Here is a 26,002-nt window from a genome sequence, read left to right on the forward strand (position 1 = left end):
GGATCAGCTCCGGCATGGGCCTTTGACGGCCAGTGCGCTAAGATGGTGGGTCAACGATGTTACGCACTATAGAGAGCCACTATCGGGCGGTCAACGCACGGCCCGTATGGCTACCCTCTCATGATCCGGCGACGCACTACAGGACGCCCATGTCGATTCAAGATAATCCCCTCGATTTTTCGCTGATTGGCGATATTTTTCTCGCCCACGGCACACTGCAGTCCCCGGCCTTTCTGGATGGCCGGCTATGCGCCCAGCTGGCACTGAAGGACATCACTCCGGACGGCTGGCTGGAAGAAGTCTGTGCCACCCTGGGAGTGGAAGAACCCCGTGACCGGGAAGACGCCGCGCAGCTTCTCGAATGGCGTCGCCGTACTCAGGCCCGCCTTTCTGCCAGTGAGCTGGAATACGAGCCGCTGTTGCCGGATGACATGTATTCCCTTGGGGAGCGGGCTCAGGGGCTGCGCGACTGGTGCCTCGGCTTTTGCGAACCCCTGGATGAATGTGATGAAAAGACGCAGTCACAGTGGCCGGCCGCGCTTCGCGAAGCGCTCGAGGATGTCAGGCAGATGTGTGCGATCGAAACGGATATTGATGACAGCGCTGAAAACGAGAACGATCTGTTTGCCTTGACAGAACACGCACGAATGGCAGCGATGCTGTTGTATACCGAGCAGCACCCCGGGACGCCTGACGTTGAAAAGGTCGATGATCAGACGCTTCCCGACAGCGATGCGATGTCGGACACTCACCACTAGGCGATACATACGCGGGGAATGCCATGACGCACACGGATATAGCCATCATCGGCGGAGGGCTGGTCGGTGCCAGCATGGCCTGCGCGCTCGCGCCGTTGATCTCGCGTTACGGCCTTGATGTGACTGTGATCGAACCTTCTCCGGTGCAACACGGCCAGCCGCAATCAAGCTTTGACGACCGCTCAAGTGCCATCGCCTACGGGTCGCGGCGCTGCTTCGAATCACTGGGTGTGTGGAAGGGCATGCAGGAAAAGGCCTGCCCGATTACCTCCATTCATGTCAGCCAACGGGGGTATCTGGGTGTGACGCGTCTGTCCTGTCGCGATACTCACACGGAAGCGCTGGGTTATGTCATCGGCAACCGCTGGATGGGACATGTGCTGCATCAGCGCCTGGCCGAGCTGCCGATCTCGTGGCGTTGTCCGGCATCGGTGCAGCGGATTGTGCCGGAGAAGGAAGGGCACTGCCTGACGCTGGACGATGGCAGTACCCTGAACGCCGCGCTTACCGTCATGGCGGACGGCGGTCGCTCGGGGCTCAAGGGGCAGCTTGGGATCAGGGATGATGTGACACCCTATGAACAGTATGCCCTGATCGCCAACGTGACCCTCAGCACACCTCACCAGGGGGTGGCCTATGAGCGTTTCACGTCTGAGGGACCCATCGCGCTATTGCCATTGCAGGGCCGCAGGATGGCGCTGGTCTGGACACAATCGCTCGAAGGGCTCACGCGCACCAGGGCGTTGTCGGATGCCGGATTTCTGGAACAGCTTCAGCGCTGCTTTGGTGACCGTGTCGGCCGGTTTGTCGAGGTGGGCCAGCGCATGGATTACCCGCTGGCGCTTCGACAGGCGCGGGAGCAGACGCGGCCTTATCTGGCCATGCTGGGAAATGCAGCTCACACGCTGCACCCTGTTGCCGGCCAGGGGTTCAATCTGGCACTGCGTGGCGTGCAGGACCTGACCCGCGAAATTCAACAGGCCCTTGAGCAGGACGAGGCCATAGGCAGTGCCTCGGTAATGGGGCGCTTCGATGCGCGTCGCCAGCAGGATCGGGATCAGATCATTCGCTTCAGTGACGGGCTGGTGCGACTGTTTGGTGTCGAGCACCCGTTGCTGGCCCATGCCCGTGGGCTTGGGCTGATCGGCATGAATCTGTTTTCACCTGCCCGGCGCCTGCTGACGCGCCGTGCCATGGGGCTTTGATGGGGAATCAACATGTTTGATGTAGTCATTGTCGGCGCCGGTATGGTGGGAAGCGCTCTTGGGCTGGAGCTGGCGCGTGGTGGTCTGCGCGTGGCACTGGTGGATGCCGGGTCAGGGGAGGCGGCCTGGTCCCCTGACACGGTGGATAATCGCGTCAGTGCCATTACCGAGGCCTCGAGACTCTGGCTGAAGCGTCTGGGCGTGTGGGATGCCATTGCCTCACGCCGTATCAGTGGCTATGAGCACATGACGGTCTGGGATGGTGAAGGAACCGGCGAACTCGGATTTCATGCCGACGATATCAGCGTGGATACCCTGGGGCATATTGTTGAAAACAGCGCGATTACCGATGCACTGCATGACGCGTTGCGCGACTGTGACGAGGCGACGCTCCTTTTCGGTTGTCGCGCCGAGGCGCTGGTCTGTGATGACGCGGCTGCCGGTATCCTGCATCTTGACGATGGTCGGCAGCTGACGGCAGGTCTGATCGTGGGGGCCGATGGTGCACGTTCCCGACTGCGTGCGCTGGCCGGTATCGAGACACGGGAATATGCCACCGGACAGGTAGCGCTGGTAGCCACCGTTACTCATGAAAGATCACATGACGCTACGGCGCGTCAGGTCTTTTTACCGACCGGACCACTGGCCTTCTTGCCCCTGTCCGTATCAGGCAATACCCATACCAGCTCTATCGTCTGGTCCTGCGACGAGGCATTTGGCCATGTTCAGAATGAGCGGAATGATGACGACTTCCTGCGGGAGTTGTCCGTAGCGTTTGAACACCGACTGGGCTCCTTTCATACCGTGCAGTCGCGTGCCTGCTTTCCACTGGTGCAGCGCCATGCGGTGCGCTACACCCAGGCCGGGCTGGCCCTGGTCGGCGATGCGGCACACAACATTCATCCGCTGGCAGGTCAGGGCGTCAATCTGGGATTTCTGGATGCGGCCGTACTGGCCGAAGAGGTGCTTCAGGCACGCAAGCGGGGCATCGCCATGGGGGATGCCAGAATCCTGGCCCGCTATTCAAGGCGCCGTCGTGGTGACAACCAGCAAATGCTGTGGATGATGGATGCCTTTCGTCGAGGGTTCGGAAGCCGCCTGACGCCAGTCCGGTTGCTGCGGAACCTGGGGCTGCAGGGCGTAAACCGCATGGCGCCCATCAAGCAGTTTTTTGCACGTCAGGCGCTGGGGCGCCGGGGCGACCTTCCCCGGGTCATGAAGCCCTGACATGCATGCCCTGCCGGTATTATCGAGTACCTGCCTGTTGCCAGGCGGCCAGCCCCTTCAGCAGATTGAGTGCTTCGCCAAGCGGGTAATCCTGTTCGGCAAGGGCCGAAGCCGGTGCAGGGAGTGCTGCGCTGGTTTCGGTACTGTCGAGATGGTTCTCGAGTGAGCGCTCACGTACCTCAGGTGCCTGAGCATCGTTCAGCATCAGCTCGCCGCGTTGCAGTCGGACATCAGGCACAATGCCTTCGGCCTGAATCGAGCGCCCGCTGGGTGTGAAATAGCGGGCGGTGGTCAGTTTCAGGGCACCGCCATTGTCCAGCGGCATGACCGTTTGTACCGAGCCCTTTCCAAAGGTGGGTTCGCCCATCACGATGGCTCGATGGTTGTCCTTCAGGGCGCCTGCCACGATTTCCGCTGCCGAGGCGGTGCCGGCATTGACCAGCACTACCACGGGTATCTTCCGAAGACGTGTCGTGTCCCGGGAGGCGTTGAAACGTACTTCACTGTTTTCGATCCGTCCATGGGTATACACGATCAATCCGGTATCCAGAAACAGGTTGGTTGTTTCCACGGCGCTTTCCAGCAGACCACCGGGGTTATTGCGCAAGTCCAGTACCAGCCCCTTCAGTGCCTGCCTGCCTTCGAGATCGGACAATGCTGATGCCAGATCATCGGCGGTGCGTGCCTGGAACTGGCTGATGCGGGCGTAGGCATACCCTGGTGACAGTATTCGGCTCGTCACGCTGTCCTGGCGAATGATGGCCCGCTCAAGGGTGACTGTGCGTGGCGTGTTGCTTGCTTCCGATAGAACACCGAGGGTCATGGTGCTGCCTTCCTTGCCCCGCATTCGTTCGACGGCGTCGCTCAGGCTCATATCATTGGTTGATGTGCCATCAATGCTCAGAATGCGGTCATTGGGCTGCAGTCCGGCACGCGCGGCGGGCGTGCCATCCATCGGGGCGATGATGACAATGTGGCCGTTTTTTTCGCTGACCTGAATGCCTACACCGGCAAATTCGCCTTGAGTGGCCTCCTGCAGATCGCGAAAGCCGGCCTCGTCCAGATACGCCGAGTGCGGATCCAGATTGGACACCATGCCACGCAGGGCATTATCGAAAAGCGTTTTGTCATCCACGGGATCGACATAGGTTTGTCTGATCTGCTCGAAGACCCGGGAAAAGGTGCGGATATCCTCGATGGGAAGCGCGCCATCTTCGGGGGCGGTATCCTCTGCGTAAAGTGGTATCTGGAAGACCAGTAACAGCAGGCCTGTCAGCGTGGCCCATGGGCGCGCGTGCATAACGAATCCTTGTCCGGCGACGCCAGGGCGCCTTCCTGATGTGATGAGTCCTTAATGCCGGGACAGCCAGCGCCCCGGATCGACCGGATTACCCTTGCTTCTCACTTCAAAATACAGTGCAGGCTGGCTGAGCCCGCCTGAATCACCCACCGTAGCCAGGGCAGCCCCCTTCTCAACCTGATCACCGGTAGTGACGTTGATCCGCTGATTATGTGCATACAAGGTAAGCACGTTATTTCGATCAGCGACAATCACCAGGTACCCGAAGCCACGCATCCAGTTGGCGAATACCACCTGGCCCGCCACCATGGCCCGAACGGTGGTGCCTGCGCGTGCGCCCAGCAGGACACCATTTCTGTGGACGCCTTCGCCCTTGCCATAGGCAGACAGCATGCGTGCTCCCGCTATGGGCCACTTGCCCGTGGTCGCCTTGCCGGCCCGCACGACGCGAGAGGGCTGCGCGGGTGCCTCGGCGCTGGCTTCCTCGGCGGTCAATTCGCCGGTGCCGGTTGTTTTACGGGCTCTGGCCAGCTGTTCCTGCATGGCATTGAAGGTCTTTTCGGCCTGTGTCTGCTCGCGCTTGAGGGCGGCCAGACGTGACTGGCGGGAGCCGTATTCGGCATTCAGTGTCGCCACGGCCTGTTCGCGCTCCCTTCGCTGGCTATCCAGTGTGGCCTGCTGGCGGGTCAGGGTCGCTCTGGTGGTATCCAGTGATGCCTGTTGTTCGTTCAGCTGGTGTTCATTGCGGGCCAGATCGAGATTCAGCGATGCCAGGGCATCCAGTCGTGCCTGGCGAGCCTTGTTCAGCGCGTTGAGATAATGCTGAAAGCGCGCGGCCTGTGCCGGGTCCTGTTGATTGAGCAGCAGTTTCATTCGCGGATCACGGCCAAGGCGATAAAGGCCTGCCAGCTGTCGGGCAAGCCCTTCTCGCTGATCACTGCGCTCCTGCTCGAGGCTGGCGCGCTGCGTATTCAGAGTGCGTAGCGAGGATTCTATCTCGCGTTGCCGGTCGGCCAGATCATCAAGACGCTTGTGGGTGGCTGCGAGCTGCCGCTCGGCCTTTTCCAGCGCCTGACGCGCCTTGCGGCGCTTTGACGAGGTAGCGTCCAGACGGTTTTCGGCCGCCTCGACAGTCGCGCCGATGCGTTCGAGCTGTGCTTTTGATATATCGGCCGCAAGAACGCCCGGAGCAAGTCCGGGCGTCATTATCAGCAGGGCGAGCACAAGCAGGCTTCCCCTGCGGCGCAGACAGGTAACGATCATGCGCAATGTCGCTTCACGAGATCTCAAGAAGTGAGCGGCCGGTCATTTCCTCGGGCTGTGACTCACCCAGCATGGTCAGCAGGGTAGGGGAGAGATCGCACAGGCTGCCATCTTCGGCCAGATGATCAGCGCGTTCGCCTACATAGACCAGCGGCACCATGAACGTGGTATGTGAGGTATGCGGATTGCCCGACTCGGGATCGACCATCATTTCACAGTTGCCATGATCTGCAGTGACCAGGCATTCACCGCCGACTTCCCGCAGGGCGTCGAGTACCTGGCCCAGGCAGGTATCCACGGTTTCGACCGCCTTGATGGCGGCGTTCAGATCCCCGGTGTGACCGACCATGTCGCAGTTGGCGTAGTTGCAGATGATCAGGTCAAACCGCCTGGCACGAATGGCGTCGACGAGTTTTTCCGTAATGCCGTGAGCACTCATTTCCGGCTTTTCGTCGTAGGTCTTCACGTCTCGTGGCGAGGGAACAAGAATGCGCTCTTCGCCTTCGAACTCCTTTTCTTCCCCGCCGGAGAAGAAGAAGGTGACGTGAGGATACTTCTCGGTTTCGGCGATCCGCAGCTGACGCAGGCCTCGTTTGGAGGCCACTTCACCCAGGGTATTGCCAAGCTCCGCGGGAGCAAACGCCACCGGAGCCTTGATGTCCTCGGCATACTGGGTCATCGTCACGAAATTGACCTTCGGCGGGGTGCGCGTGAAGCCATCAAAGTCGTCCGACAGAAAGGCACGGCTCAGCTCACGGGCCCGATCCGAGCGGAAATTGGCAAAAATGACACTGTCACCGTCTTCGATGGTGACCGGGCTACCGTCCGGCTGAATGCTGGTGGCTTCCACGAATTCGTCGGTTTCATCACGCTCGTAGGCAGCGTCCAGCGCCTGTGTGGCACTTTCTGCCGTGTGACGCCCCTTGCCTTCGGTGACGACGCGATAGGCATCCTCGACCCGCTCCCAGCGGTTATCGCGATCCATGGCATAAAAGCGGCCCACGATTGAGGCAATCCGACCGTTCCCCAGCTCTTCGAACAGGGCATCGGCGCGATTCAAGGACTCGCCTGCGCATTTTGGTGCCGTGTCACGGCCGTCGGTAAAGGCGTGCAGGTAAATGCGTTTTGCACCGCGATCGCTGGCCAGTCTGATCAATGCCAGGACGTGATCTTCGTGGCTGTGTACTCCGCCCGAGGACAACAGCCCCAGGACATGAACGGCCTTGTCGGCGTCAACGGCCTGGTCGATTGCCTTCGTCAGAACCTCATTGCTGTCCAGTTCGCCATCATTGACTGCCTTGGTAATGCGTGTCAGTTCCTGGTAGACCACTCGGCCGGCACCAAGGTTCATGTGGCCGACTTCGGAATTACCCATCTGGCCATCCGGCAGCCCGACATACCCGCCGTCCGTATGAATCAACGTATGAGGGTAACGGGATTTCAGGTCATCCATGACCGGTGTGTCGGCATTGTCTACCGCATTGTTTTCCGAGGCATCATTCTGGCCATAGCCGTCAAGAATGATGAGTGCCACGGGACGTGGACCGGTTGTCGCTTCCTTCGTCATGAAATCGCCTCGATTAGCTGGTTCGCGAAAGGTGCCCTTTCAGGCATCATACCCCACGCCTGTTTGGACGTCAGCCGGACGCACGGCCTCGGCTTGTGTATACTGGGCGCGTTTTTTCCAGGCTACGCCAAAGGCCGTGTCTTCGGCGTATTCAGAATTCGTTATCCTCCAAGAGTGTAGGCCCAATGATCGATCAGTTTTTGGAGTTTGCCCAGAATCATCTGGTGCTCGTGAGTGTATTTGCCCTGATACTGCTGGCCTGGCTGGCATTCGAGGCCAAACGCAATGGGGAAGGTGGGGTTACCTCCGGCGAGGCGACCCGGCTGATCAACCGCGAGGACGCCGCAGTGGTTGATATCCGCGAGCCGAAGGAATTCAAGACCGGGCATATTGCCGGTGCCGTGAATATTCCAGCGGGCAAGCTCGATAGCCGTATGCATGAACTTGATAAACACAAGGACAAGCCGGTCATTGTGGTCTGCAAGTCAGGCCAGACGGCGGGGCAGTCAATGACCCAGCTCAAGGCTGCCGGTTTCAGCCGTGCCGCCAAACTCAAGGGTGGCATGTCCCAGTGGCAGGCCGATGAGTTGCCGGTAGTGCGTCGCTGACGCCGGGCCTGCGCTCTTCATTCATCATTTTCAGGGGAAATAACACGCATGTCGGAAGAAAATGCCACTGCCCAGGGGCAGGAAGACATCCAGTTCGCACTTCAGCGTATTTACGTCAAGGATGTGTCCTTCGAAGCACCGAACTCACCGTCCGTTTTCCAGCAGCAGTTTCAGCCTCGGGTAAAGCTGGATGTTGATAACAGCTATACGCAGGTGGACGAAGGTGTTTACGAAGTCACCGTCAAGGTAACGGCACAGGTCTTCAATGGCGAGCAGCAGACCACGGCGTTTCTGGTCGAAGTCGAGCAGGCTGGCCTGTTTACCATCATGGGACTTCCTGATGCACAGCTCGATCACACCCTGAATGCCTTCTGTCCGAACGTGCTGTTTCCCTATGCGCGTGAGTGCATTGATAACATGGTCGGCCGTGGCAGCTTCCCTGCGTTGATGCTGGCTCCGGTCAACTTCGACGCCATGTATGCCCAGAAGCAGCAGGGCAACCAGCAGGCCGCCAACTAGGCCATGAGCATTCGCCTTTACGTTGACGAAACGCTGCCCCTCGGGCGGCGTTTTTCCTTGCCGGAAGGCCCGGCAAGGCATCTGGCTGCTGTATTGCGTGCCAGACCCGGCGATCAGGTCAGTCTGTTTGATGGCCGGGGTCATGAGGTGCTGGCACAGGTGCTGGAGGTCGGACGCCGACAGGTGGATGTCGAAATTGTAAGTGAGTATTCGCCTACGCCAGAGTCGCCGTTGGTAGTGCATCTGGGGCAGGCGATCTCAAAGGGTGACCGCATGGATTATGCAATCCAGAAGGCGGTCGAGCTGGGCGTGGCATCAGTTACCCCGCTGTACACCGAGCGTGGCGATGTGCGGCTCAAGGGCGATCGGGCCGACAAAAAACTGACGCATTGGCAAAACGTGGCGATCAGTGCCTGCGAGCAGTGCGGCCGCGCAACGGTGCCTGCGATTCATCCGCCAATGGCCCTGCCTCAGTGGCTGGCCGAGCGGGATGATCCCCTGAGACTGGTATTGCATCCCGGGCAACCCGGCTGGCAGGAGCAGCAGGCTTCGCCAGCGCGCGTGGCGCTGTTGATCGGCCCGGAAGGCGGCCTTTCTGCTGATGAAGTGAGTGCTTCCTTGCATCATGATTTCATTCCCCTGGGGCTTGGTCCGCGCATCCTGCGAACAGAGACGGCTCCGGTGGTTGCGCTGACCCTGTTGCAATCGCGCTACGGCGATCTGCTTCCCTGATGCAGCTACCTGCCGTGTCTCGGCAGGTCCTGCAGGCGCGTCTTCTGTATCCCGGCTAGACTTTTGTCTATACGCCCTGCCTGTGGGCAGAGGCCTTGGATGAACAATACCAGGAGATGATATGGCGACGGCAACCGTAGCTGATGTGTTGATCGAAACATTGCATCAGGCAGGAGTGCGCAGCATCTGGGGGTTACCAGGTGATTCCCTGAACGGGCTGACAGAAAGCCTGCGTACCCGGGAAGACATTTTCTGGCGAGGAGTGCGCCACGAGGAAACCGCGGCGTTATCGGCCAGTGCCGAAGCGGATGCCACCGGCCGTCTGTCGGTCTGTGCCGGCTCCTGCGGGCCGGGCAACCTCCACCTGATCAACGGGCTTTATGAGGCGCAGCGGGCCCATGTGCCCATGCTGGCCATTGCGGCCCAGATTCCCTCCAGCGAAGCCGGCCTTGGGTATTTCCAGGAAACCCATCCAGAACGCCTTTTTCAGGAGTGCAGCGATTACTGTGCACTGGTATCCAGCCCCGAGCAGTTATCGCGGGTGCTGGAAACGGCGATGCGCTCCGCCATCGTGAACCGCAGTGTCTCGGTGATCGTGCTGCCGGGGGATGTAGCGCTTCAGCCTGCCAGTGACAGCAGGGTGAGCTGGTCTGACCCGGTACTGCCGGTCGTGGTACCGCCGGACAATGAGCTGGATGCGCTGGCCGAGCTGCTCAACGGGCAAAAGAAGGTAACACTGCTGTGTGGCTATGGCTGTGATAATGCCCACGATGAAGTGGTCGCACTGGCCGAGCGGCTCAAGGCCCCGGTGGTACATGCCCTGCGCGGCAAGCAGTCCCTTGAATACGATAATCCCTATGATGTTGGCATGACGGGACTGATCGGGTTCAGCTCCGGCTATCACGCCATGATGGAATGTGATTTTCTGGTCATGCTGGGCACCAACTTTCCCTACCGCGACTTTTTCCCCGAACACGGCAACATTGTTCAAATCGATAACCGGGGTGGGCATCTCGGGCGTCGCTGTCCGCTGCTGAAAGGGCTGGTCGGGGATATCCGGCCAACCCTTGCTGCCCTGCTTCCGCGCCTTGAATCACAGGATGATACGGCGTTTCTGGATGCAGCTCGCAAGCACTACCGCAAGGCGCGTCAGGGGCTGGATGATCTGGCCTCGCCACGTGACGACGACATTCCCCTGCACCCGCAGTACCTGACTGCCCGCATCAGCGCGCTGGCTGCTGATGATGCCCTTTTTACCGCCGATGTGGGCACGCCCACCGTCTGGGCGGCACGTTATCTGAAAATGAATGGCCAGCGTCGGCTGACCGGCTCCTTCATGCACGGCTCGATGGCTACCGCCATGCCGCAGGCAATGGGACTGCAGGTGGCGCATCCGGACCGGCCGGTCATCTCGTTATCGGGGGACGGCGGCATTACCATGCTGATGGGGGATCTGATCACGCTGTCAGAGCAGCAACTGCCGGTAAAGGTGGTGATCTACAACAACGGCAGCCTGGGGTTTGTCGCCATGGAAATGAAGGCGGCAGGGTTCGTGGATCACACCACCAATCTGAGCCAGCCGGATTTCAGGGCGCTGGCCGAATCCCTCGGTATCAAGGGTGTGAGAGTGACATCATCCCGCGCGCTGGATGATGCACTGACCGAAGCGTTCGAACATGACGGCCCGGTCATCATCGATGTACATACAGCGAAGCAGGAGCTGTCGATGCCGCCGAAGATCGAGGCCGCGCAGGCCCGCGGGTTCAGCCTTTACATGCTGCGTGCCGTTATGAGTGGTCGTGGCGATGAAGTCATCGAACTGGCGAAAACCAACCTGTTGCGCTAGTCAGCCATGGTACGGGCTGATGGGCTGACGCATACTGTTCTTCATTCAGCGGGCCGCATGCGGCCCGTTGTCACGAGACAGGCACCGAATTTGAAACACCCCCCTGGAGAGAAGAGACACCCATGGCAACAAGCACTCTGAATGTCGGGATCGTGATGGATCCCATTGCCGATATCAGCTTCAAGAAGGACACCTCGCTGGCGCTGCTGTGGGCCGCCCGAAAACGGGGCTGGAACCTGTTCTACATGGAACAGCGCCACCTGTACCTGGCCAACGGGCGAGCCATGGCGCGCATGGCACCACTTGAAGTGCATGAAGACCCTGCGCACTGGTACGATCTGGGCGAGTTCGAGGCCCGTGCCCTTGCCGAGCTGGATGTGATCCTGATGCGCAAGGATCCGCCGGTCGATCACGAGTTCATCAACGCTACTCACCTGCTGGGATTTGCCGAACGTGAAGGCGTGCTGGTGGTGAATCCCACTCAGGCGCTCCTTACCTGCAATGAAAAGCTCTATGCCCAGCAGTTTACCCAGTGCCTGGTGCCGACGGTGGTGTCCTGTGATGACAAGGTGCTGCGGGCGTTCCAGGCTGAACAGGGCGATACCATTTTCAAGCCGCTCGACGGCATGGGTGGCACCGGTATTTTCCATATCGGGCCGGACGGTCGAAACATGGGGGCGGTCATCGAGCAGCTGACCCTGCGTGGCGAGCGCCAGATCATGGCTCAGCGCTACATTCCGGAAATTCGTGACGGGGATACCCGTATCCTGTTGATCGACGGTGAACCGGTGCCCTACGGTTTGGCACGTATCCCCAGTGCCGGTGAAGTCCGCGGCAATCTGGCCGCAGGTGGCCGCGGAGTTGCCCGTGAGCTGACCGACCGCGACTACTGGCTGGTGGACCAGGTCAAGGCGTCCATCAAGGCGCAGGGGCTGATGTTTGTCGGTCTGGACGTGATAGGGGATTACATCACGGAAATCAACGTGACAAGCCCGACCTGTGTGCGTGAAATCGATGCCCAGAAGGGTACCGATATCCCTGGCCTGTTGATGGATGCCATCGAACGTCGCCTTGCAGCCCGCAACAGCGCATAAAGCGGTGTTACACTAGCAGGCTGCGATTTTTATACCGGGCATGGCGTTGCCATGCCTTTCACTGATGTGTGCCCCGGGCACCAAGGGAGGCTCATGCAGGGTTTGCAGGATCATTTTTTGCTGGCAATGCCTCACCTCGATGACGAGCAGTTTGCCGGAACGGTCAGCTACCTGTGCGACCACGATGACAAGGGGACGCTGGGACTGATTATCAACCAGCCATTGGCCCTGACACTCAAGGGGCTGTTTGATCAGCTCGAGCTGGGAGGCGAAGGCTCCCGTCACGCCGATCTGACCGTCTTTTACGGCGGGCCGGTACACAAGGATCGCGGGTTCATCCTTCACCGCGGACAGGCTGCCGACTGGGATTCCAGCCTGCAGGTGACGCCGGATATCGCGTTGACTACCTCGATGGATATCCTGCACGCCCTGGCCGAGGATCGGGGGCCGGATGAGGTGCTGGTCTGTCTGGGCTGTGCCGGCTGGGAATCCAATCAACTGGCGCAGGAGCTCAAGGACAATACCTGGCTTACCGTCGAAGCAACGCCGGACATCCTGTTTCATGCCCCGCCGGCCGAGCGGCTGGAGCTTGCCGCGCGCTCTCTGGGCGTGGATTTGAGCCTCCTGTCGCGCGAGGCAGGTCATGGCTGATACGGCGGAGGCTTCATGAGCAATGGGCAACGGCTGGTCATGGCCTTTGATTTCGGCTCGCGTCGCATCGGGGTGGCGGTCGGGCAGGAAATGCTGGGATCGACCACGCCCCTCGAGCCGCTGGCGGCGCGTGATGGCATTCCGGACTGGACGATCATCAGTCGACTGCTTCAGGAGTGGGAGCCGGACCTGCTGGTAGTAGGGCTGCCGCTGAACATGGATGATACCGAATCCGAGATGAGCCGGCGTGCCCGCAAGTTTGCCAATCGCCTGCACGGCCGTTACGGCCTTCCATTCGAGATGGTGGACGAGCGTGGCTCGACCCGGGAAGCCAAGGCCATCGCCCATGCCCGCGGGCACAAGGGTAACTACCGTCAGCACGGGGTGGACGGCATCGCTGCCCAGCTTATTCTGGCGGGATTTTTCGGGCGTGACGATGTCGTCGGCATGCTGCTTTCGGAGATAAACCAATGACCCTTCCCGATGTTTCTTCCCTGCTGGATGTGCTGGTCTCGAAGACCCGGGCGCACTTTTCGACCATGCCGGAGGCGCTGCAGAACGTGCAGCTGGTTGGCCTGCATACCGGTGGCGTCTGGGTGGCCGAGGCAATCGCCAGGGAGCTTGAATTGCCCCGTCCGGTCGGCACGCTGGATATCGGCTTCTGGCGTGATGACTTCTACCATCAGGGCCTGGCCCCCAATCGTCGTTCCACCTCGCTGCCCTTTGGTATCGAAGGTGCGCATATCCTGCTGGTCGATGATGTCATCATGTCAGGGCGAACCATTCGCGCAGCCATGAATGAGCTGTTTGATTTCGGCCGTCCTGAACGCATTACGCTGGTCAGTCTGATTGCCCTGCCTGGACGAGAATTACCGATTCAACCCGACGTTGTCGGGCTGGATCTGTCACTGCCTGCCGGACAGCGCATCAAGCTGACCGGGCCGGACCCGCTTATGTTGACGCTCAAGGAGACCTGAGATGCAGATATGTCCCCCTGCCCTGCCTGGTGATGTTCAGCTTGATGAGCAGGGTCGCCTGCGTCACTTTCTGGATATTCAGGGACTGCCTCGGGCACTGCTGACCGATATTCTGGATACCGCAGACAGCTTTCGTGGTATCGGTGATGCGCAGGTCAAGAAGGTGCCTCTGCTGCGTGGGCGTACTGTCGTCAATCTGTTTTTCGAAAACTCCACCCGCACCCGTGCCACCTTCGAACTGGCCGCCAAGCGCCTGTCGGCGGATGTGCTCAATCTGGATATTGGTACGTCTTCTTCCTCAAAGGGTGAAACCCTGAGAGATACCCTGTTCAATCTGGAAGCCATGCAGGCCGATGCCTTTGTCGTGCGTCATAGCGACTCCGGCGCGGCTCACTTCATCGCAAGCCAGGTAACGCCGCACGTGGCGATCATCAATGCCGGTGACGGGCGCCATGCCCACCCGACGCAGGCCATGCTCGACATGCTGACGATTCGCCGCCACAAGGGCGAGTTCTCGAACCTCAAGGTGGCCATTGTCGGCGACATTCTGCACTCCCGGGTAGCGCGCTCTCAGGTTCATGCATTGAAAACGCTGGGGGCTGGTGAGGTTCGGCTGGTGGCACCGCTGACACTGTTGCCCTCTCAGGTGGATGCCATGGGATGCCGGGTGTTTACCAACCTGCGTCAGGGCCTGAAGGATGTGGATGTCGTGATCATGCTGCGCCTGCAGAAGGAGCGTATGGACGGCGCGCTGTTGCCGTCTGAAGGCGAATTTTATCGCTACTATGGCCTGACACGTGAAACGCTGGCCTACGCACGGCCTGATGCCGTGGTCATGCATCCCGGCCCGATGAACCGTGGTGTCGAGATCGAGTCTGCCGTGGCGGACGGCCCGCAGTCCCTGATCATGGATCAGGTTACCAACGGCATAGCCGTTCGCATGGCCGTGCTGTCGATGGCGGTCAGTGGTCAGACGCAGAAAGGCGCTGCCTGAAGCGTCTCGGGATCACCTGTGTTGCTGCGCCGCCTTCGGGCGGCGTTGTTGTTTTCGTTGTCTGAAAAGTCGCGGAGCCGGTAGCCGGAAACATGTCGGTACGGGTGCCCTCGAACTTCCCATCGTAAATCGCTGAGACCAGGCGTAATGGCATGAGCCCTCCGGTCGACTACCCCATGGTTTGAGCGCGCACTGCCGGCATGCCGGAAAATCCCTGTCTTCGAGTACCCCTGATACTTCAGTTCGCTGGTCAGTTCGGGATGCCCTGTCGGGCAAAAAAAGCGCGCCATCGAGCGCGTTTTTTCGTTTGAATACCCGAGTGAGTATGCCACTGTATTTCTACGCGTTTGGCGCGTTTGGCGCGTTTGGCGTTTTTTGGGCGTTAAATGGCGCAGGATCGGCGCTTTTTGTGTTGTCCTTTTTCTGGTGAAGCGGGTGCGGACATCGTTTGAGCAGCATAGGAGGTCATGCGCTCTTTTTATTGGTCATGGTGGGAGGGGCAAGCACTGACGACTGCATGCATGAAATGACGAATTCAATGTCTTTACGGCGTCGCGACGATTTTCAGAAATATAAGCATTCGCCGGTCAATATCATGCATGGTTCATCATTACTGCCTCGGTTATCAAGGCTATTTTCTCCCCGTTACAAGTTAGCAGCCTATCAGTTTTCACGTCTTTATCTAATTACGTAATTAAATACGTAAAGTTGCCGTATAATCTTCTGTCACGCTGGCGGACAGGTGCTCTGCCGTGTGAAACGATGCCATTGCATCGATCAGGGAAGTGAGGCGACAGGGGCTGTTCGTTTTTCCGCCTGGCAAAGGGCGCTATACTCTGGCGCGACGTCGATCCACCACATGAGAGGCCGCCCATGCCGCGTATTGCCCTTGCACCAGATAACTTGCCACGCCGCTACAGTTTGAGCGGTGGCCATGTGCTGGATCTGACCCAAGGAATCAATGAGGTGGCCACGCTCTATATCGACGATGGCCGGATTGCGGCCATCGATACGCCGCCGGAAGGGTTTGACGGTGTGCAGGACTTTGACGTGGCTGGCTTGCTGGTGACGCCGGGGCTCATCGACATTGCTCCTCATCTGCGAGATCCGGGGCCGAGGTACAAGGGACAGTTGACCAGTGAAGTGCAGGCGGCGCTGGCCGGTGGCTATACCACCCTGTGCCCTCGGCCGGATACGTCACCGGTACTGGACAACCCGTCCCATATTCAGACCCTGCTGAGCAAGGCCGAGGCGCTGGGGTCGGTGCGGGTGCTGCCGCTGGGTGCGCTGACGCAGGGGCTTTCCGGACAGCTGTTGACCAATATGGCCGGCCTCAAGCAGGCAGGCTGCGTGGCGCTGACCAACCTGCGCCAGCCCATCGCGGATACCCGCGTCATGCTGCGCTGCCTTGAATATGCGGCCACCTTTGATATCCCGGTTCATATTCAGCCGGAGGATGCCGCTCTGGCGGCCGGAGGGTGTGCCCATGAAGGGGTTATTTCCGCACGTCTGGGGCTTTCCGGAATTTCGGATACGGCCGAGATCATGGCGTTGTCTCAATGGCTGATGCTGATCGAGCAGACCGGGGTGCGGGCCCACTTCTCCCTGCTGTCGGCCGGGCGAAGCGTTGATCTGATCGCACAGGCCAAGGCCCGGGGTCTGGATGTGACGGCTGATGTCGGCATTGCCCACCTGCACTGGACAGACCGATTGCTCGAAGGGTTTGACAGCCGCTTTCACTTCCAGCCACCGCTGCGGGACAAAAGTGATCGCACGCTTCTGCGAGAAGGGCTCAGTGAAGGGATCATTGATGCGATCGTGAGCGATCACCTGCCCCATGAGGCAGCCGCCAAGCTGGCACCCTTTGCTGCTTCACAGCCGGGCATGGCAAGTCTTGAAACCTGTTTCAGCATGGGCATGGCGCTGGTGGACAAGGGCGTGCTGGGTTTACCGCGTCTGGTCGAGGCGCTGACTCGAGGACCTGCCATGGTGCTCGGCGAACCGCTGGGCCATCTGAGCCCGGGGAGCCCGGCCGATCTGGCACTGTTTGATCTTGAGCGGACATGGACGCCGGCCGAGTCCGACTGGCACTCGGCCGGCTTCAATACGCCGCTGGCTGGCGTAGCTCTCAAGGGGCAGTGTGTGGCCACACTGACCCGCGGCGTGGCCCGTTACGTCGCGTGATGCATCACGCCACGGGAGCAGGTTATTTTTCCAGCCAGCGATAAATGCCGGCAATATCTTCCTTGGACAGGCCATTCTCGTCGGCTTCTGTCCACAGGGATTCAATGCGCTCAAGCCCCGGCATCGGTTGATCGCCGGCGGCCTGAAGTGCCAGGCGGGCATCCTTCAGCCCCCATTCCAGCGCCATCTGAGCGTCAAAGTCACCGCTTTTGATCATGTCGAGCTTGGCCTTGACGTAGGGGGCTGCCAGTGGGCCGCCGTCGAGTACGGACCAGAAGTCATCGGTGGAAAATCCCAGTCTTTCGGCCAGTCGAGCGCTCTCGGCAATGCCCTGCATCATTTCAATCAGCCAGGCATTGACCACCAGTTTCATGCGCGAGCCGGCACCGGCCTCACCCAGCCAGCGGGCCCCCTTGGAGATGGCGCCAAATACGGCGTCGATGTGGGGTGACCTGTCGCGTTCACCACTGGCCAGTACCAGTACCTGCGCCTTTTCGGCCGGGGCCTTGGTGCCGGATACCGGGGCATCAATGAAGACAACATCCGGCCGCTGCTGCTGAACGGCGTTCATCAGCGTTTCGGTCGGCTCAACGCCGAGTGTGCCCATCTGCAGCAGCGTCGCACCCTCCGGCATGGCTTCAAGGGCCCGGCCGCTGTCCAGCAGTACGTCGCGTGTGGTCTCCATGTCCGGCAGCATGGTCAGTACTACCTGCGCTCCCTTGACCGCTTCGGACGGCGTATCGCACAGGGCGGCCCCCTTCGCTTCCAGATCCTCGCCACGGGCGCGGGTACGGTTCCAGAGTCGAACGGTCATGTTGCTGGCCAGCAGATTCGCGGCAAAGGCGTGGCCCATGGCGCCCAGGCCCAGTACGGCAATAGTCGGTGTGTCGGACATGATGTGCTCGTGATGTTATGAAGGTCCATTGAGCGTACCAGGTGTGAGAGCGGGCTTCCACGTGCAATGTCCTGGCTGGCTGTGCCCGATCGTTTTTTCCTGCTGACGTCGAATGCTTCGTATATACAGCGCTTTATTAGCTACATTTGAAATCAAGCCTGTTGAGCCCAGGGCCTGGCAGGTTGCCTGAAACAATAACAATATCCGGAGGGCAGGATGAGTCAGTTCACGATATGGGATACGTTGGTGCTGGTGGTTTACATCGCACTGACGGCAGCCGTCGGGGCCTGGGTGGGCCGCAAGCAGGGATCGACCGAGGATTATTTCCTTGGCGGACGCAGGATTCCCTGGTGGGCGGTAGGGCTCTCGGTCATGGCCACCCAGGCCAGTGCCATCACGTTCATCGGTGCACCGGGCTGGGGCTATGAGGGCGGCCTCGAACGCCTGGTTACCTTCGTCAATGCTCCGCTGGCCATCGGGTTTCTGATCGCCTTCATGGTGCCTGTGTTTTATCGCAGTGGTGTCTACACGGTATATGAATTCCTTGAGCGACGGTTTGACGTTCGGGCTCGGTTGCTGGCGTCACTGCTGTTTCTGCTGGCTCGGGGGCTTGCTACGGGCATCGTGCTGTATGCGCCGGCGCTGGTATTGTCGGTGGTCACCGGATGGCCCACGGACTGGACCATTCTGCTGATGGCCGTGATTGCCGTCAGTTATACCGTACTGGGCGGTATCAGTGCCGTGATCTGGACCGATGTCATGCAGATGGTGGTGCTGTGGCTGGGGGCGGGGCTCAGTATTGTCGTGATCGTGAACGGCCTGCCCGGTGGCTGGGGAGAGGTGTTCAGCCATGCGCGTGATGCCGGCCTGCTGCACCCGATCAACCTCGACCCGAACCCATCAGTGACCTATAGCCTCTGGGCTGGTGTGCTGGGTGGGTTCTTCCTGCATGTGGCGTATTTCGGCGCGGATCAAAGCCAGATTCAGCGCGTACTGACCAGCAAATCCGAACATGAAAGCAAGCGCTCACTGATGCTGGGCGGGTTCCTGCTGGTGCCTCAGATGATGCTGTTTCTGTTTATCGGCATCATGCTCCACGCCTTCTACAGCCATACAGGCGTGCCGAACGTGGACAACCCCAACGAGCTTTTCCCTCGATTTGTGGTCACCGAGCTGCCGCCTGGTGTATCGGGCCTGGTGGTGGCGGGGGTATTTGCTGCTGCCATGTCGAGCCTGGATTCTGCGCTTAATTCACTGTCAGCCGTCTCGGTCAGAGACGTGTACCAGCGTTTTGTCGCCCGGGACCGGTCGGAAGCACATTATCTGACGGCCTCGCGCTGGATGACCGTGCTGTGGGGGATCTTTGCCACCATCTTTGCCTTTTTTGCCGGCAACCTGGGGCCGGTGATCGAGGCGGTCAATCGCATCGGCTCCTATTTCAACGGCGTCTTGCTGGGCGTGTTCTGGCTGGCCATTCTGAGCCGCCGCGTCAATGGAACAGGGGCCTTCCTCGGCCTGATTGTCGGCGTGCTGGTGGTCTGGGGGCTGACGGCAGTCATCGACATGTCCTGGCTTTATTACAATCTGGTCGGCGTGGTAGTGGTGGTGGTCACCGGACATGTCATCAGTGCATCAACCGGAGGGCGCCCTTCGCATGCCCAGCTGGATGGTCTGACCTGGGCTCGGCGTAATGCCGGTGATGCGACCGCTGCGCCATCGATACGCGGCTGGATCATTGCGCTGGTGGTCTATTTCTTTCTATGGCTGGGGCTGTTGTTCTGGCTGCAGTCGCTCTGACAGGTACGGGCTCGGCCAAAGGGCATCGTTCATGTCAGGGGCATTGGGTCATTTCGACCAGAACACGGGGCCTGATCAGGGGATATCGGTCTGATACCGATGCGCCTCGGGAGCGCTGACGCTCCCGAGGCGTTTATCGTAGTCCGCTGCGAGGAGTAAACCGGCAGCACGGCATGACTGACAGTTCAGCGCAAGTGAGCAATGACCTGGTCGAATCCCTGCTTCATGTGCGCCTCGATGAAGTCAAGCGCTGCCGGTAGAGACTCTCCTTTGGCGTGTTCGATGTAGCTGTCGTGGGATTGCCGCGCCGGGCCGGCTCGATTGTGCGCCCGCTGGTGCAGTACGAAATAGCAGCGCAGGTGTGGCTTGATCCGTGTCCACGCATCGAGCAGCAGCGTATTGCCGCTGAGTTCATAGCACCACTGATGCAGCTCCAGTTCACGATCGATGGCAAGTGCACTGTCGCCGTCGTCGATCGCCTCCAGTAGCCGGGCCTGGCGATGGTCGAGATCGGCGAAACTTCTGGCGCCGCGTTTGGGCCAGAGGCTCCGAAACGCCATCTGCTCGATGCCGGTGCGGTATTCATAGAGCTGATGAAGCCCCTCTCGGGTGAGCTCGAGCACCCGCACCCCCTTGTAGGGTTCACTGACGAGCAAACCGACGTTGATCAGATGCCGAATCGCTTCACGCAAGGGGGCGCGGCTGACCCCCATCTGCTCGGCAAGGGCGTTTTCGGTCAGGCGAGTGCCTGGCGCCAGTGTGCCGTTGGCAATCAACGTCTGCAGGCGCTGGGCGGTTTGTTCCCAGAGTGTGCGGCGCTCGGGGATCTGTTCGATCTCGGTAGTGAACATTCGCTTCCCATTGTGGCAATGATGGTCTTCAGCCGTGTTGCAGATAAGCGCTGTAGAGTTCGGCAAGACGATCGGTCAGGCGCTCGCTTCGGGTGTTTACGATAGCATGCCCATCGATCTGATAGACCGGTGTCAGGCCGCCCAGTGTACCAGTGACGAAGGCTTCGTCGGCGGTGTAGGTCTCTGCCAGCGTGAAGTCCGTTTCATGAACGATGATGCCATTCTCACGCGCCAGCCGCATGACCGTCTTGTGGGTGATGCCCTTGAAGTTGTAACGCCCGGTGGAGGTCCAGAGTTCGCCATCGCGGACAATGAAGAAGTTGGTGGAGTTGCAGCTGGCGACAAACCCGTGGGGATCCAGCATCAGCGCCTCGTTGGCGCCGGCGTTGATCGCCTGGATCAGCGCCTGAATGAAGTTGAGCCGGCTGTGCGAGTTGAGCCGCAGGTCAAACACGTCGGGCGAGCTGCAGCGGAATGTCGACGTGAACAGCGTCAGGCCCTTCGCCTTAGCTGCCTTGTCGATCACCTTGTGCTCGGCGACGATCACGATCGTTGCCTTGCCGCGCAGAAATCGCGGGTCCTGGTTGGGCGTGCTCTTGAGTCCGCGGCTGACCATCAGGCGAATATGCACGCCGTCGGTCATGTCGTTCTTCTCCAGCGTCTGGTGAATCAGGTCAACCAGCTCATCGCGAGTGACGCCGATATCCAGCGAGATCGACGCCGCGCCCTGATAGAGCCGCTTCATGTGCTCGTCGAGAGCAATCAGCCTGCCGTTGACCAGTCGAATGCCTTCCCACACGCCGTCACCCAGTACGAAGCCGCTATCGAAGATCGATACCGTCGCCTGGCTCTTGGGTTTGAACTCGCCATCGACATGGACGATGACGTCTTCGTTGCGTGAGTCGGCGACGTAGGATTGGGAGCTGCCGGTAGTGTTGGTCATGAGGTCGTTCTCCAGAAGGTCGGTTGAGTTAACGAGCGGGTTCGGCGTCGGTATCGGTCTGCGGGCGTTTCCACATCGCGAACCCGGTGAAGCCATAAAGGAGCGAGAACACCATCACGAGCCAGTGATACCAGAGGAAGGGGAGGTAATCGATGGTCGCGACGCCCGTAGTGGTCGCCATGAATACCGCGCCGCTTGTCCAGGGAATCATCGGCGTGGAAAGCGTGCCGCCGGCCTCCACGTTGCGTGACAGTACCGTGCGCTGCAGTCCCAGGCGGTCGTAGATGTTTCGGGTCATCGACGCTGCCGTGAAAATGGCCACGTAGGCGGCGCCGCCGAAGATGGTGCCGAAGAAACCGCAGGCGATGGTGGCGAGAGTAAGACGGCCGGTGCTGCGGTGAACCATTCGCGTGAGCGCATCGGCGATCGTTTCCAGAACGCCCAGGCGCTCCATCAGCCCGCCGAGCCCTAGCGCGAAGATGACGATCGCGATCACCGGCAGCATTGAGGCCATACCACCGCGATTGAGGATGCTGGCCAGATAGCCGTCACCGTAGTCGCCCTGGTTGCCGGCATAGAGGGCAGTGACCGCTTCCAGCGGCGTGCTGTCCTGAACCAGCCAGGCGCAGGCGACGCCGAGTACCGCACCGATGGCGATGACCGGCAGCGCCGGCTTGCGCAGGGCCAGCAGCAGCAGCGTGGCGAGGATGGGCAGCAGCAGCCAGACCGAGATCGAGAAGTGCGCGTCGAGCTGGGCCATGACAGCATCGGCCTGCTGCATGTCGTACTCGGTGCTTGAGAAGTGATTGCCGGCGATGGCAAAACCGACCGTCGCCAGCGTTACGCAGGGGACGCCGGTGTAGAGCATGGAGCGCACATGCTCGATCAGCGGCACTTCGCAGATGGAGGCCGTTAGTACGGTGGTATCGGACAGGGGCGAGAGCTTGTCGCCTACATAGGCACCGGAGATGACAGCGCCCGCTACCACCGGTAGCGGCAGCTCGAACCCGTGGCCGATGCCCATCATGGCGATCCCGATCGTGCCGACTGCGCCGAACGAGGTGCCGGTGACCAGCCCGGTGAGCCCGCATATCAGAAACGCCGCAGGTAGAAACCAGGCGGGGTCAATCAGTGATACGCCGTAGTAGATGACGCTGGGTACGATGCCACCGGCGATCCAGCCGCCGATCAGTGCGCCAACCGTTACGATGATCAGCACCCCCTCGAGCCCGCTGCGAATACCGTCAAGGGCACCCTGCTGAAGCGAGTCGTAGGCGTGGCCCAGGCCCTTTCCGATAGCGAACATGGCAAACCAGGCGGCAAAGAGCGCCAGCGCCACCGGAATCTTGAGAACCAGCACCGTCGACATGATGACGGCGAAACTGGCAAGTATGAGACACAGGGCGCCGGGCCCCGGTCGTTGGGCGATTCGTGGAGTCATTTCACACCTCGAGTGTTCTTGGACTTGTTATCTCGTCGTGCCGCTCTAAATTGTATACAGCATACAATTGCACAAATTCAACCACTGTATTGTTACCAGGTCGGTGTGGTGCTCCTGCGGGAAGATACCAAAACGAAGAAAGCGGCCGGGGCGGCCGCTTGAGGAGGGCGTTATTACAATCCGACCGGCATGGGCTCGGCCAGGGCACCTCGGCCATGCACGTTCATGGGGCCATTCCGGCCAGAACATGGGGCCTGATCACTTATCCTGGAAATGCACGTTGCCGGCGGCCCACTGAGTCAGAAGGTGAGCCAGTGTGTCATGCTGTTCGGGCGTCAGTATCGTGGGAGGGATGTGGGTCAGCAGGCCCTGCATGAGCTGATGCCCTCCCAGCACCAGTACATCTTCCCCCGATGCCTGGCCCTGCACCTGCCAGGCCGGCAGGGCTACTACCCCGGTCACGAAAACCGGGGTTTTCATATGGGCTTCCAGCTGGTGTGACAGCCAGCGACAGGCACTGCGTGCTTCACGCACTGGCTGATGCTCACGCATGTGGGGGAACTGCAGCTGCTCGCGCTGGACGACAACCGGTTCGTGAATACCGACATGGATCGGGCGTAACCGCGCCTTGGCGGTGACGGTATACACCCCCTGAGGCGTCAGCACGATGGCGGTCATCGGCTCCAGCGGGCAGTCGATACTGGTGTATACGGCGTATCCTCCGGCGTCACGGCCATCCAGTGAGCGGAGGGTGTCGATGACGGCCAGTTCGCACGAAAGCCCCAGCTTCAGGCGCCTGACGCGCTGCCAGGTCGCCACCATCAGCCCGGCCAGAGCAAATACCACGACTGTACTGCCCGCGCCATAAAGTGCCCATTCCAGCCAGTTCTGCTCAGTGGTTATCAGCATCCTGCCCATGCCGTAGACAATAGGGATCAGTGCGAGCAAGGGGCCCGCCGAGGCCAGAAGATACAGGCGGATCAGGGCGCTATCGAGCCGGTTACGCAGGCTCTGCCCGGGTTCGTTGAGAAACGCACCGTCGATGGGGGAAATAAAGCGATGATAAAACAGATGGCGCATGCCATAGACCACGATGATCGTGGCAATCAGGGGCGTGACGAACACCAGGGGAAGCAGATATTCCAACCCGTACATGGCAGCTCTCCAGAGCAGAACATGGCCGCCAGGGCCGTAGGGAAAGGCGCTAGACACTACTATAACTACACTTGCTTGTATAACGAAAACCCTGTTCGACCGGGTGAGCCGTTATGCCTGGCCGTGGCTTGATGGGGGCCCTTGAGACGTCATTGAATCAGCCTGCGCTCGTCGGTATGTTGACGGGGCGCAGGTGTCAGCACCGAAAGCCGGTCCCCTGATCATCGTGATCGGTAGAGTGAGATTCACGATATGGCGTCACGGAAGGATCGTCTTTGACACCATCACCCGTGCCTTCCTGTTGAGGAAGGGAACAGTGAGCGAGCATATCAGCGGCTAGCGTTTTCCTCGGCCACCTGACGAAGTGCATCGACAAGCACTTCCGCTGGCTGGGCACCGGAAATCAAATAGCGGCCGTCGAGGATGAAGCCCGGTACGGCAGTGACTCCGGCGTCCATGAATTTCTGTTCGGCCGCTCTCACCTCATCCGCGTACTGATCCGATCGCGCGATGGCCTCGGCGGCGGCGCCGTCAAGCCCCACCTCCATGGCCTTCTCGCGTAACACCTGTGGATCGGCGGGATTTTTCGCCTCACCGAAGTAGGCATCAAACAGGGCCAGTTGCAGGGGCGTTTCCCGGTTCTGCGTGGCCGCCCACGCCAGCACCCGATGGGCCGCGAAGGTATTGTTTGCCCGGCGCTCGAGAGCGCCACGGAAATTCAATCCCAGTTCTTCGGCCACCTTCATGATTTCACGCTGGGACTGTTCCATGCTTGCCGCGTCCTTGCCGTACTTCCGGCACAGGTGCTCGAGTATTGGCTCGCCCTCGGGCGGCATATCCCGGTTAAGCTCGAAGGGCTGCCAGAAAAGCTCGATTTCGATCTCGCCCTTCAGGGTCTCCAGCGCGTGTGCCAGGCGCCGGTAGCCGATGGCACACCACGGGCAGGCAACATCGGATACCAGATCAATTCTCAATCTCTGCATTGGGTAACCCTCATTCGCTCAAACTCAAGACAGCCATGGTACGTGCCTGCACGGCGTAACGGCAGTACTGCCATGCAGGGAAGTAACGCGTTACTCGACAGGGGGTTCCGGTAACACCGGCGGCGTACTGTCCATGTAGGTCAGAAAGTCCTGCCAGATCTCATGCGTTCGCTGTCTTGTTAACCGGGTACGGCACGTAATACCCATGACGCCTCGAATGGTCCCCTCGCGCCACTGCGTATAGACAGCGTCGCAATGGGCAGCGGCATACGCCTGCCACTGCTTTTGAGCCACCTTGATGGCATCGACCAACTCAGGGTCAGCCGCGTTACGTTCAACGCTCGTTTCCAGATAGTGGGTGAGTACCTTCTCGGCGTCCTCCAGCTCGATAGCCGCGCATCGATTGATATCGAGCGTGTTCATTACGTTATTGCAATCAAGCGCCTCGTCGTCAGCCACGGCTGACAGCGACAGCGAAGCGAGCACTATAAGTAGCCACGTTTTCATTGTTTCCCCAAACGCACACAAGGTGCTGGTCAGTCGGGCGTAACCGCCATGTTCTCTGGAAGGGCCTGTGCTTACTGGCACTTTCAGCCGGTTATCTGAGCACAGAAGGAGATGATAAGTAACCAACGACATTATCTGAGTTCAAGGGTGACGTGGTTTGTCAGGGGCCCCCTGGCAGCCTGGTTATCGTAGTGGTCTTGCCGCCCGCTCTGTGGCCACTTCCGTTACAGGTGCAGATGTCACAGGCATGTCTTGAGTCTGTTGTTGTTCGGCAAGACGCCCTTCAAAATCCTGTGCCTGGTCTTCGAGAATTACGCTGGAAGGCTTGCTTCAGCTGCTTGAAGCGTGGTGTTCAACCAGGCTCCACTGCCCTTTCGACCGGTCATTCGGCAGGCACGTGCAGCGGCGTGGCGTGTTGGATGAGCCATTCGCTGCTGGGCAGGAGCAAGTGAGTGACGCTGGCGCCAGCATATTCCTGTCGCGAATAGCGCGTGGCGCGCGACTA

General features: G+C 60.0%; 24 protein-coding genes. 14 read left to right on the plus strand and 10 right to left on the minus strand.

The features are described 5' to 3' along the window. Window positions 1-149: 149 nt before the first annotated feature. The 3 genes from NAT21_RS00475 to NAT21_RS00485 are packed head-to-tail and all read left to right on the plus strand — an operon-like array spanning window position 150 to window position 3,190. Window positions 150-758 (plus strand): UPF0149 family protein, encoded by a 609-nt coding sequence (locus NAT21_RS00475; RefSeq protein WP_250934789.1) that lies wholly within the window; start codon window positions 150-152, stop codon window positions 756-758. A 23-nt stretch (window positions 759-781) separates the two neighbouring features. Next, window positions 782-1,963, plus strand: coding sequence for a 2-octaprenyl-6-methoxyphenyl hydroxylase (gene ubiH / locus NAT21_RS00480; RefSeq protein WP_250934791.1), 1,182 nt, complete (start codon window positions 782-784; stop codon window positions 1,961-1,963). Between the two features lie 12 nt (window positions 1,964-1,975). Continuing rightward, window positions 1,976-3,190: a UbiH/UbiF/VisC/COQ6 family ubiquinone biosynthesis hydroxylase gene (locus NAT21_RS00485; RefSeq protein WP_250934793.1), complete on the plus strand. Its 1,215-nt coding sequence runs from the start codon at window positions 1,976-1,978 to the stop codon at window positions 3,188-3,190. Window positions 3,191-3,209: 19 nt separating this feature from the next. Here NAT21_RS00485 and NAT21_RS00490 read toward each other — a convergent pair whose 3' ends face one another. Genes NAT21_RS00490 through gpmI form a run of 3 tightly spaced genes read right to left on the minus strand, consistent with a single transcriptional unit; the run spans window position 3,210 to window position 7,320 of the window. Then, window positions 3,210-4,490 carry a S41 family peptidase gene (locus NAT21_RS00490; protein ID WP_250934795.1) on the minus strand — a complete coding sequence of 427 codons (1,281 nt, stop codon included), beginning with the start codon at window positions 4,488-4,490 and terminating at the stop codon, window positions 3,210-3,212. Between the two features lie 51 nt (window positions 4,491-4,541). Next, complete coding sequence (locus tag NAT21_RS00495) at window positions 4,542-5,753, minus strand: murein hydrolase activator EnvC family protein (protein ID WP_250934797.1); 1,212 nt, start codon at window positions 5,751-5,753, stop codon at window positions 4,542-4,544. Window positions 5,754-5,766: 13 nt separating this feature from the next. Next, on the minus strand, window positions 5,767-7,320 hold the full coding sequence (gene gpmI, locus NAT21_RS00500) for a 2,3-bisphosphoglycerate-independent phosphoglycerate mutase (protein ID WP_250934799.1): 1,554 nt from the start codon (window positions 7,318-7,320) through the stop codon (window positions 5,767-5,769). A 185-nt stretch (window positions 7,321-7,505) separates the two neighbouring features. Between gpmI and NAT21_RS00505 the strand changes: the two genes are divergently transcribed. From NAT21_RS00505 to NAT21_RS00550, 10 genes are all read left to right on the plus strand, one after another. After that, on the plus strand, window positions 7,506-7,928 hold the full coding sequence (locus tag NAT21_RS00505; protein ID WP_250934801.1) for a rhodanese-like domain-containing protein: 423 nt from the start codon (window positions 7,506-7,508) through the stop codon (window positions 7,926-7,928). A 48-nt stretch (window positions 7,929-7,976) separates the two neighbouring features. Continuing rightward, window positions 7,977-8,447 (plus strand): protein-export chaperone SecB, encoded by a 471-nt coding sequence (secB, locus tag NAT21_RS00510; RefSeq protein WP_250934804.1) that lies wholly within the window; start codon window positions 7,977-7,979, stop codon window positions 8,445-8,447. Window positions 8,448-8,450: 3 nt separating this feature from the next. Next, entirely contained in the window at window positions 8,451-9,179 is a 729-nt protein-coding gene (locus NAT21_RS00515) for a 16S rRNA (uracil(1498)-N(3))-methyltransferase (RefSeq protein WP_250934807.1), read from the plus strand. Window positions 9,180-9,300: 121 nt separating this feature from the next. Further along, the gene (gene poxB / locus NAT21_RS00520) at window positions 9,301-11,025 is read left to right on the plus strand and encodes a ubiquinone-dependent pyruvate dehydrogenase (RefSeq protein WP_250934809.1); all 1,725 of its coding nucleotides are present in this window, start codon (window positions 9,301-9,303) and stop codon (window positions 11,023-11,025) included. A gap of 122 nt (window positions 11,026-11,147) precedes the next feature. Beyond that, window positions 11,148-12,119, plus strand: a complete 972-nt coding sequence (gshB, locus tag NAT21_RS00525) for a glutathione synthase (RefSeq protein ID WP_250934811.1) — start codon at window positions 11,148-11,150, stop codon at window positions 12,117-12,119. A gap of 93 nt (window positions 12,120-12,212) precedes the next feature. Further along, window positions 12,213-12,770 carry a YqgE/AlgH family protein gene (locus NAT21_RS00530; RefSeq protein ID WP_250934813.1) on the plus strand — a complete coding sequence of 186 codons (558 nt, stop codon included), beginning with the start codon at window positions 12,213-12,215 and terminating at the stop codon, window positions 12,768-12,770. A 15-nt stretch (window positions 12,771-12,785) separates the two neighbouring features. Then, entirely contained in the window at window positions 12,786-13,244 is a 459-nt protein-coding gene (gene ruvX / locus NAT21_RS00535; protein ID WP_250934816.1) for a Holliday junction resolvase RuvX, read from the plus strand. Next, entirely contained in the window at window positions 13,241-13,747 is a 507-nt protein-coding gene (gene pyrR / locus NAT21_RS00540; RefSeq protein ID WP_250934818.1) for a bifunctional pyr operon transcriptional regulator/uracil phosphoribosyltransferase PyrR, read from the plus strand. Before ruvX ends, pyrR begins: the two co-directional genes overlap by 4 nt. Before the next feature lies 1 nt (window position 13,748). Next, entirely contained in the window at window positions 13,749-14,741 is a 993-nt protein-coding gene (locus NAT21_RS00545; protein WP_250934820.1) for an aspartate carbamoyltransferase catalytic subunit, read from the plus strand. An 873-nt stretch (window positions 14,742-15,614) separates the two neighbouring features. Continuing rightward, entirely contained in the window at window positions 15,615-16,925 is a 1,311-nt protein-coding gene (locus NAT21_RS00550; protein WP_250934823.1) for a dihydroorotase, read from the plus strand. 22 nt (window positions 16,926-16,947) lie between these two features. On the opposite strand, the gene NAT21_RS00555 is transcribed toward NAT21_RS00550, so the two are convergent. Beyond that, window positions 16,948-17,820: an NAD(P)-dependent oxidoreductase gene (locus tag NAT21_RS00555; RefSeq protein WP_250934825.1), complete on the minus strand. Its 873-nt coding sequence runs from the start codon at window positions 17,818-17,820 to the stop codon at window positions 16,948-16,950. A gap of 216 nt (window positions 17,821-18,036) precedes the next feature. Between NAT21_RS00555 and NAT21_RS00560 the strand changes: the two genes are divergently transcribed. Beyond that, window positions 18,037-19,617: a sodium:solute symporter family protein gene (locus tag NAT21_RS00560; RefSeq protein ID WP_250934826.1), complete on the plus strand. Its 1,581-nt coding sequence runs from the start codon at window positions 18,037-18,039 to the stop codon at window positions 19,615-19,617. Between the two features lie 185 nt (window positions 19,618-19,802). On the opposite strand, the gene NAT21_RS00565 is transcribed toward NAT21_RS00560, so the two are convergent. The 6 genes from NAT21_RS00565 to NAT21_RS00590 form a co-directional block, all read right to left on the minus strand. Next, entirely contained in the window at window positions 19,803-20,468 is a 666-nt protein-coding gene (locus NAT21_RS00565) for a GntR family transcriptional regulator (protein ID WP_250934827.1), read from the minus strand. Window positions 20,469-20,496: 28 nt separating this feature from the next. Then, window positions 20,497-21,411 (minus strand): aminotransferase class IV, encoded by a 915-nt coding sequence (locus NAT21_RS00570; RefSeq protein WP_250934828.1) that lies wholly within the window; start codon window positions 21,409-21,411, stop codon window positions 20,497-20,499. Window positions 21,412-21,439: 28 nt separating this feature from the next. After that, on the minus strand, window positions 21,440-22,852 hold the full coding sequence (gene nhaC, locus NAT21_RS00575; protein WP_250934829.1) for a Na+/H+ antiporter NhaC: 1,413 nt from the start codon (window positions 22,850-22,852) through the stop codon (window positions 21,440-21,442). Window positions 22,853-23,110: 258 nt separating this feature from the next. Beyond that, on the minus strand, window positions 23,111-24,007 hold the full coding sequence (locus tag NAT21_RS00580) for a nuclease-related domain-containing protein (protein WP_250934830.1): 897 nt from the start codon (window positions 24,005-24,007) through the stop codon (window positions 23,111-23,113). A gap of 329 nt (window positions 24,008-24,336) precedes the next feature. After that, window positions 24,337-24,990 (minus strand): DsbA family oxidoreductase, encoded by a 654-nt coding sequence (locus NAT21_RS00585; RefSeq protein ID WP_250934831.1) that lies wholly within the window; start codon window positions 24,988-24,990, stop codon window positions 24,337-24,339. A gap of 90 nt (window positions 24,991-25,080) precedes the next feature. Further along, complete coding sequence (locus NAT21_RS00590; RefSeq protein WP_250934832.1) at window positions 25,081-25,497, minus strand: lysozyme inhibitor LprI family protein; 417 nt, start codon at window positions 25,495-25,497, stop codon at window positions 25,081-25,083. Between the last annotated feature and the right edge of the window lie 505 nt (window positions 25,498-26,002).

Origin of the sequence: Larsenimonas rhizosphaerae, from assembly GCF_023700005.1 — a bacterium.
GTDB lineage: Bacteria > Pseudomonadota > Gammaproteobacteria > Pseudomonadales > Halomonadaceae > Larsenimonas > Larsenimonas rhizosphaerae.

Bases quoted from the DNA above. Each gene is read 5' to 3' on its own strand.
- NAT21_RS00475 (WP_250934789.1), top strand. From the start codon at position 150: ATGTCGATTCAAGATAATCCCCTCGATTTTTCGCTGATTGGCGATATT.
- ubiH (WP_250934791.1), top strand. From the start codon at position 782: ATGACGCACACGGATATAGCCATCATCGGCGGAGGGCTGGTCGGTGCC.
- NAT21_RS00485 (WP_250934793.1), top strand. From the start codon at position 1,976: ATGTTTGATGTAGTCATTGTCGGCGCCGGTATGGTGGGAAGCGCTCTT.
- NAT21_RS00490 (WP_250934795.1), bottom strand. From the start codon at position 4,490: ATGCACGCGCGCCCATGGGCCACGCTGACAGGCCTGCTGTTACTGGTC.
- NAT21_RS00495 (WP_250934797.1), bottom strand. From the start codon at position 5,753: ATGATCGTTACCTGTCTGCGCCGCAGGGGAAGCCTGCTTGTGCTCGCC.
- gpmI (WP_250934799.1), bottom strand. From the start codon at position 7,320: ATGACGAAGGAAGCGACAACCGGTCCACGTCCCGTGGCACTCATCATT.
- NAT21_RS00505 (WP_250934801.1), top strand. From the start codon at position 7,506: ATGATCGATCAGTTTTTGGAGTTTGCCCAGAATCATCTGGTGCTCGTG.
- secB (WP_250934804.1), top strand. From the start codon at position 7,977: ATGTCGGAAGAAAATGCCACTGCCCAGGGGCAGGAAGACATCCAGTTC.
- NAT21_RS00515 (WP_250934807.1), top strand. From the start codon at position 8,451: ATGAGCATTCGCCTTTACGTTGACGAAACGCTGCCCCTCGGGCGGCGT.
- poxB (WP_250934809.1), top strand. From the start codon at position 9,301: ATGGCGACGGCAACCGTAGCTGATGTGTTGATCGAAACATTGCATCAG.
- gshB (WP_250934811.1), top strand. From the start codon at position 11,148: ATGGCAACAAGCACTCTGAATGTCGGGATCGTGATGGATCCCATTGCC.
- NAT21_RS00530 (WP_250934813.1), top strand. From the start codon at position 12,213: ATGCAGGGTTTGCAGGATCATTTTTTGCTGGCAATGCCTCACCTCGAT.
- ruvX (WP_250934816.1), top strand. From the start codon at position 12,786: ATGAGCAATGGGCAACGGCTGGTCATGGCCTTTGATTTCGGCTCGCGT.
- pyrR (WP_250934818.1), top strand. From the start codon at position 13,241: ATGACCCTTCCCGATGTTTCTTCCCTGCTGGATGTGCTGGTCTCGAAG.
- NAT21_RS00545 (WP_250934820.1), top strand. From the start codon at position 13,749: ATGCAGATATGTCCCCCTGCCCTGCCTGGTGATGTTCAGCTTGATGAG.
- NAT21_RS00550 (WP_250934823.1), top strand. From the start codon at position 15,615: ATGCCGCGTATTGCCCTTGCACCAGATAACTTGCCACGCCGCTACAGT.
- NAT21_RS00555 (WP_250934825.1), bottom strand. From the start codon at position 17,820: ATGTCCGACACACCGACTATTGCCGTACTGGGCCTGGGCGCCATGGGC.
- NAT21_RS00560 (WP_250934826.1), top strand. From the start codon at position 18,037: ATGAGTCAGTTCACGATATGGGATACGTTGGTGCTGGTGGTTTACATC.
- NAT21_RS00565 (WP_250934827.1), bottom strand. From the start codon at position 20,468: ATGTTCACTACCGAGATCGAACAGATCCCCGAGCGCCGCACACTCTGG.
- NAT21_RS00570 (WP_250934828.1), bottom strand. From the start codon at position 21,411: ATGACCAACACTACCGGCAGCTCCCAATCCTACGTCGCCGACTCACGC.
- nhaC (WP_250934829.1), bottom strand. From the start codon at position 22,852: ATGACTCCACGAATCGCCCAACGACCGGGGCCCGGCGCCCTGTGTCTC.
- NAT21_RS00580 (WP_250934830.1), bottom strand. From the start codon at position 24,007: ATGTACGGGTTGGAATATCTGCTTCCCCTGGTGTTCGTCACGCCCCTG.
- NAT21_RS00585 (WP_250934831.1), bottom strand. From the start codon at position 24,990: ATGCAGAGATTGAGAATTGATCTGGTATCCGATGTTGCCTGCCCGTGG.
- NAT21_RS00590 (WP_250934832.1), bottom strand. From the start codon at position 25,497: ATGAAAACGTGGCTACTTATAGTGCTCGCTTCGCTGTCGCTGTCAGCC.